Source organism: Micromonospora sp. AMSO12t (assembly GCF_008806585.1).
In the GTDB taxonomy this organism is placed as follows: Bacteria; Actinomycetota; Actinomycetes; order Mycobacteriales; family Micromonosporaceae; genus Micromonospora; species Micromonospora reichwaldensis.
In genome coordinates this window covers 1-5959 of the sequence record NZ_WAAS01000338.1, presented here as the reverse complement: position 1 = coordinate 5959, position 5959 = coordinate 1, and the positions used below count along the sequence as shown (strand labels likewise).

Annotated in this window: 4 protein-coding genes, 1 pseudogene and 1 riboswitch; of the genes and pseudogenes, 1 reads left to right on the top strand and 4 read right to left on the bottom strand. The window is 74.3% G+C overall.

All coding sequences use genetic code 11. From position 1 onward, the window contains the following. Positions 1–95 precede the first annotated feature (95 nt). Together gcvP and F6X68_RS29710 are read right to left on the bottom strand one after the other, a co-directional pair. Positions 96–2942, bottom strand: a complete 2847-nt coding sequence (gcvP, locus tag F6X68_RS29715) for an aminomethyl-transferring glycine dehydrogenase (RefSeq protein WP_151457353.1) — start codon at positions 2940–2942, stop codon at positions 96–98. 73 nt (positions 2943–3015) lie between these two features. After that, positions 3016–3114, bottom strand: a riboswitch (glycine riboswitch). Between the two features lie 104 nt (positions 3115–3218). Continuing rightward, the gene (locus F6X68_RS29710) at positions 3219–4079 is read right to left on the bottom strand and encodes an NAD-dependent protein deacetylase (RefSeq protein WP_151457352.1); all 861 of its coding nucleotides are present in this window, start codon (positions 4077–4079) and stop codon (positions 3219–3221) included. Positions 4080–4248: 169 nt separating this feature from the next. Between F6X68_RS29710 and F6X68_RS29705 the strand changes: the two genes are divergently transcribed. Beyond that, positions 4249–4908: an SDR family oxidoreductase gene (locus F6X68_RS29705; RefSeq protein WP_151457351.1), complete on the top strand. Its 660-nt coding sequence runs from the start codon at positions 4249–4251 to the stop codon at positions 4906–4908. A gap of 28 nt (positions 4909–4936) precedes the next feature. Here F6X68_RS29705 and F6X68_RS29700 read toward each other — a convergent pair whose 3' ends face one another. Together F6X68_RS29700 and F6X68_RS29695 are read right to left on the bottom strand one after the other, a co-directional pair. Then, on the bottom strand, positions 4937–5566 hold the full coding sequence (locus F6X68_RS29700; protein WP_151457350.1) for a hypothetical protein: 630 nt from the start codon (positions 5564–5566) through the stop codon (positions 4937–4939). After that, positions 5563–5959, bottom strand: a pseudogene (locus F6X68_RS29695) (oxidoreductase); the annotation flags it as partial. The gene F6X68_RS29700 and the pseudogene F6X68_RS29695, both read right to left, overlap by 4 nt.

Here is a 5959-nt window from a genome sequence, read left to right as displayed (position 1 = left end):
CGTCGATCCGGGCTGGTCCCCCGGTCGGGACACCCCCCGCCCAGGTCGACGCACCCGCCGGGGCGGCACCACGACCGCCCCGGCGTCACGCGAGGTCAGCCCTCGAACGCCTCCGGCGCCGGGCAGGAACACACCAGGTTCCGGTCGCCGTACGCGCCGTCGATGCGCCGCACCGGCGGCCAGTACTTCCCGGCCCGCTCCACCCCGGCCGGGTACGCGCCCACCGACCGCGGGTACGGGTGCGACCACTCGTCGCCCGACACCATCGCCGCGGTGTGCGGGGCATTGGCGAGAGGATTGTCGCCGGCCGGCCACTCCCCCGAGGCCACCCGGTCGATCTCCGCCCGGATGGCGATCATCGCGTCGCAGAACCGGTCCAGCTCGGCCAGGTCCTCGCTCTCGGTGGGCTCCACCATCAGCGTCCCCGCCACCGGGAACGACATCGTCGGCGCGTGGAACCCGTAGTCGATCAGCCGCTTCGCCACGTCGTCCACGCTCACCCCGGTCGCCTTCGTCAGCGGCCGCAGGTCCAGGATGCACTCGTGCGCCACCAGGCCCTTGTTGCCCGCGTACAGCACCGGGAAGTGCCCGCGCAGCCGCGCCGCCACGTAGTTCGCCGCCAGCACCGCCACGCCGGTGGCCCGCACCAGCCCCGCCGCGCCCATCATCCGCAGGTACGCCCACGGGATCGGCAGGATCCCCGCCGACCCGTACCGCGCCGCCGAGATCGCCGGCCGGCCGTCGACGTGCACCCCCAGCGGATCGCCCGGCAGGAACGGCGCCAGGTGCGCCCGCACCGCCACCGGTCCCACCCCGGGACCGCCGCCGCCGTGCGGGATGCAGAACGTCTTGTGCAGGTTCAGGTGCGACACGTCCGCCCCGAACTTCCCCGGCTTGGCGAACCCGACCAGCGCGTTGAGGTTCGCCCCGTCGACGTACACCTGACCGCCGGCGTCGTGGACCTTCGCGCACAGCGACGCGATGCCCGTCTCGTACACCCCGTGCGTCGACGGATACGTCACCATGATCGCCGCGAGGGCGTCCCGATGCTTGTCGATCTTCGCGTCGAGGTCCACCAGGTCGATGTTGCCGCCGTCGTCGCAGCCCACCACGACGACCCGCATGCCCGCCATCACCGCGCTGGCGGCGTTGGTGCCGTGCGCCGACGACGGGATCAGACACACGTCCCGGTGGGCCTCGCCCCGCTGGCGGTGGTACGACCGGATCGCCAGCAGACCCGCCAGCTCACCCTGCGAACCGGCGTTGGGCTGCACGCTGACCGCGTCGTAGCCGGTCACCTCCGCCAGCCACCCCTCCAACTGGGAGATCATCTCCCGGTAGCCGGTGGTCTGCGCGTCCGGCGCCAACGGGTGCACGTGCGCGAACTCCGGCCAGCTCACCGGCTCCATCTCGGTGGTGGCGTTGAGCTTCATCGTGCACGACCCGAGTGGGATCATCCCCCGGTCCAGGGCGTAGTCGAAGTCCGACAGCCGCCGCAGGTAGCGCAGCATCGCCGTCTCCGAGTGGTGACTGCGGAACACCGCGTGGGTGAGGAAGTCCGACGTACGGGCCAGCGCCGCCGGCAACGCGCCCTCGACCGGAGCGTCCGCCACGGCCACCGACCGCCCGGCCACGGTGGCCCCGAACGCGTCGCACACCTTCCGCAGGTGCGCGGGGGTGGTCGTCTCGTCGCAGGACACCCCCACGTGGTCGGCGTCGACCAGCCGCAGGTTGACCCCCCGGGCCGCGGCGTCGGCGACCACCGCCTCGGCGCCGCCGGGCACCCGCACCAGGACGGTGTCGAAGAACGCCTCGTGCACCACCTCGACGCCGTCGACACCCCGCAGCGACGCCGCCAACCGCACCGCCATGCCATGGGTACGGCGGGCGATGCGCCGCAGCCCGTCCGGGCCGTGGTAGACGGCGTACATGCCGGCCATCACCGCCAGCAGCACCTGCGCGGTGCAGATGTTGCTGGTCGCCTTCTCCCGCCGGATGTGCTGCTCCCGGGTCTGCAACGCCAGCCGGTACGCCGGGTTGCCGTCCGCGTCACGCGACACCCCCACCAGCCGGCCCGGCAGCATCCGCTCCAGCCCCGCCCGTACCGCCAGGTAGCCGGCGTGCGGCCCGCCGAAGCCCATTGGCACGCCGAAACGCTGGGTGGTGCCGGCCGCGATGTCGGCGCCGATCTCCCCGGGCGCGCGCAGCAGCGTCAGGGCCAGCAGGTCCGCCGCCACGGTCACCAACGCCCCGACCGCGTGCGCCGCCTCGACCAGAGCCGCCTGGTCACGCACCGCCCCCGACGCCCCCGGGTACTGCAGGTGCAGGCCGAAGAACTCCGCCGGCAACTCGTCGCGCCCGGTGTCGACGATCCGCACGTCGATGCCGAGAGGCTCGGCCCGGCTGGTGATCACCGCGATGGTCTGCGGCAGGGTGTCGGCGTCGACCACGTACACCGCGCTCCTGCTCTTCGACGCGCGGCGCGCGAGCGTCATCGCCTCCGCCGCGGCGGTGCCCTCGTCGAGCATCGACGCGTTCGCGGTGGCCAGCCCCGTCAGGTCCGTGACCATGGTCTGGAAGTTCAGCAGCGCCTCCAGCCGCCCCTGGCTGATCTCCGGCTGGTACGGCGTGTACGCCGTGTACCAGGCCGGGTCCTCCAGCACGTTGCGGCGGATCACCGCCGGGGTGTGCGTGCCGTGGTAGCCCAGACCGATCATCGACACGGCCACCGTGTTGCGGGCCGCCAGGGCCCGCAGCTCCGCGAGGGCGTCGTGCTCGCTGGCCGGCTCCGGCAGGTCCAGGGTGCCGTGCCAGCGGATCACCTCGGGAATCGCCGCGTCCATCAGCTCTTCGACCGAGCCGTAGCCGACGGCCTCCAACATCCGGCGCTCGTCGTCCGGATCCGGGCCGATGTGGCGGGCGGCGAACTGCTCTGCGGTCATGGGCGGCGCTCCCGGGGGCGAGGTCGACAGGTCGGCCTCCCCCTCTGTCGCGCCCGCGAGGCGCTCCACAGTGCCTGCCCACGAGGTCCTTTTGCCTGAGAGGTTCCGGGGAGGATTTGCCCCTTCGGCGCCGCCCGGGATGCTGCTGGGCGGTCTCTCCCACGTGGGTGCTGCCGGCATGGTCAACGCTACCAGCGCCGCACCGCCCACCGGAGGTCGTACCCCCGCCGGCGACGACAGTCGATGACCGGCCGGCCCCGCACCCCCGGCGGACCGCTACCGGCCGACGCCCGCCAGCCCCGCCGCGGCGTCGCCGGCCGTCCGGTCGGCCAACGCCGGCAGCAGCCGCCCCAGCGGCGCGTCGACGGTCAACGCCGCATACCCGTCGCCCCGGGTCGGGCCCTGGTTGACGATCACCACCGGAATGCCCAGCTTCGCCGCGCGCACCACGAACCGGCGACCCGACATCACCGTCAACGACGAACCCAGCACCAGCAGCAGCCGCGCCCGCGCCACCAGCTCGAAACAGCGCGACACCCGGGCCGCCGGCACCGTCTCCCCGAAGAACACCACGTCCGGCTTCAGCATGCCGACCCGGCAGAACGTGCAGTCGACCGTACGGAACCGGGCCACCTCGTCGTCGGCGAGATCCACGTCACCGTCCGGGTTGACCGCCGCGGCCCGCGCGTCGAAGCCCGGGTTCGCCTCCCGCAGCCGCCGGTCCAACTCCTCCCGCGACGTCCGGTTACCGCAGCCCAGGCACACCACCTCGTCGAGGCGGCCGTGCAACTCCACCACCCGCGGGCTGCCCGCGGCCGTGTGCAGCCCGTCCACGTTCTGCGTGATGATCCCCTCGACCAACCCGCCGGCCTGCAGCCGCGCCACCGCCCGGTGCCCCTCGTTCGGGGCCGCCCGCGCGATCACCCGCCACCCCAGGTGGCTGCGCGCCCAGTAGCGCCGCCGCGCCTGCGCGTCGCGCGTGAACGCCTGGTACGTCATCGGGGTGTGCCGCCGCGCCGCGCCGCTGGGCCCCCGGTAGTCCGGGATGCCCGACTCGGTGGACAGGCCCGCCCCGCTCAACACCACGACACCACCGCCGGCCACCAGGCCGGCCAGCGCGTCGACCGTCTCCGTCACCCGTCCATGCTGCCTCAGGCAACCACCCTGCGGCGAACACCCGGGCACCGCCGCCGCCCCGCGGAGGAGCTCGTGAAGATCACCACCGGCCGGTGATCTCTACCGCCGCGCCCGACCCGGGCCCCGCCGACCGGCCCCGCCGTGACGGGACGGCGGCTAGGTTGGCGGTATGCGCGTCGTCATCGCCGGAGGACACGGCAAGATCGCCCAGCTGACCCACCGCGAACTCGCCGGACGCGGCGACACCGCCATCGGGCTGATCCGCAACCCCGACCACTCCGCCGCCCTGCGTGCCGCCGGCGCCCAGCCCGTCGTGGCCGACCTCGAACACGTCGGCGCCGACGAGCTCGCCGCCCACCTCGAGGGCGCCGACGCCGTCCTCTTCGCCGCCGGCGCCGGCCCCGGCAGCGGCGCCGCCCGCAAGGACACCGTCGACCGGGCCGGTGCCGTCCTGCTCGCCGACGCCGCGCAACGCGCCGACGTCCGCCGCTACCTGCTGCTGTCCTCGATGGGAGTGGAAGGCGAACCACCCGCCGGCACCGACGAGGTGTTCGCGGCGTACCTGCGCGCCAAGAAGGCCGCCGAGGACGACCTGACCGGCCGCGACCTCGACTGGACGATCCTGCGACCCGGCCGGCTCACCGACGACGCGCCCACCGGGCGGATCACCCTCACCCGACACGCCCCCGCGGGCGCCGTGACCCGCACCGACGTCGCCCGGGTCCTCGTCGCCCTGCTCCACCACCCGCACAGCGCCGGCGCGATCCTGGAACTCGTCGGCGGCAACACCCCCATCGCCGACGCCGTCGCCGCCGTCGACCAGCACTGACCCGCCGTCCGGCGGGCAGGCGACGCCGCTACTCGCCGAGCACGGCACGCAGTTGCGCGCCGACCGCCCCGGCCGCCTCCGCGTCGGAGCGCAACTGCTCCGACTGCTCCGACAGGTACGCCTGCCACCGGCTCAGGTGCTGCTGCGCCGTCGCCACCGCCGCCACCAACGCCGCCTGCCGGCCCTCCAGCTCCCGCACCTGCCGCCGCAACTCCTCGCCCTCCGCCCCCGCCGGGCCGGCGACACCCCCGGCCAGCACGTGCGCCTCGGCGATGATCTCGTCGGCCTGCCGCCGCGCCTCCGCGATGATCTCCGCGCCCTCCGCGCTGGCCTCACCGATCGTCCGGTTCGCCTCGTCCTGCGCCCGCACCGCCAACTCGATCACCATCGGATCCGGGCCCTGCGCGCCGGTGCTGGGCAACGCGCCGTGGCGCAACATCTCCACCTGCCGCGCCAGGCCCTCGTTCTCCCGCCGTAACCGGTCCACCTCACCACCCAGCAGCGCCGACCGCTCGTCGGCCGACCGGGCCAGGCCCGACACCTCGTCGGCGGACAGCCACCGGCCACCCCGGAACCGGCGCGCCTCCAACGCGCCCACGGCCCGGGTCAGCTCACCGTGCGCATCGGCGACCACCCGGTCGCCGTGGTCGACGCTCATCGCACACCCGTCCAACTGAAGTCGTCCGGCGCGGCGGCGGCAGCGCCCGCCAGCGGCGGATACAGGCAATGGTCGTAACTCTCCATCAGGATCCGCTCCCGCGGCACCCCCGACGCCGTCAACGCGGCAACCGTCGCCCCGGTCATCTCCGGGCTGCCGCACACCAGCACCTCGGTGTCGTGCCACGGACCCAACCGCACCGCGGTCTCACCGGCCGTGCCCACCGCCCCCTGCCACTGCCAGCCGGACTCCACCGTCGGCACGTACCGCAGCCACCCGGACTGCCACGACTGCGCCGACGCGGCCGCCGCCAACTCCCGCAACGCCACGTCGTCGTACAGGTCGTCCGGGGTCCGTCCCCCCACCACCAACGTCGTCGAGCGCCCCGGACCC

What these genes read in the sequence shown, in the direction of transcription:
- F6X68_RS29705 (WP_151457351.1), top strand. Translation starts at nt 4,249, where the DNA reads ATGCGCGTCGTCATCGCCGGAGGACACGGCAAGATCGCCCAGCTGACC.
- F6X68_RS29700 (WP_151457350.1), bottom strand. Translation starts at nt 5,566, where the DNA reads ATGAGCGTCGACCACGGCGACCGGGTGGTCGCCGATGCGCACGGTGAG.
- gcvP (WP_151457353.1), bottom strand. Translation starts at nt 2,942, where the DNA reads ATGACCGCAGAGCAGTTCGCCGCCCGCCACATCGGCCCGGATCCGGAC.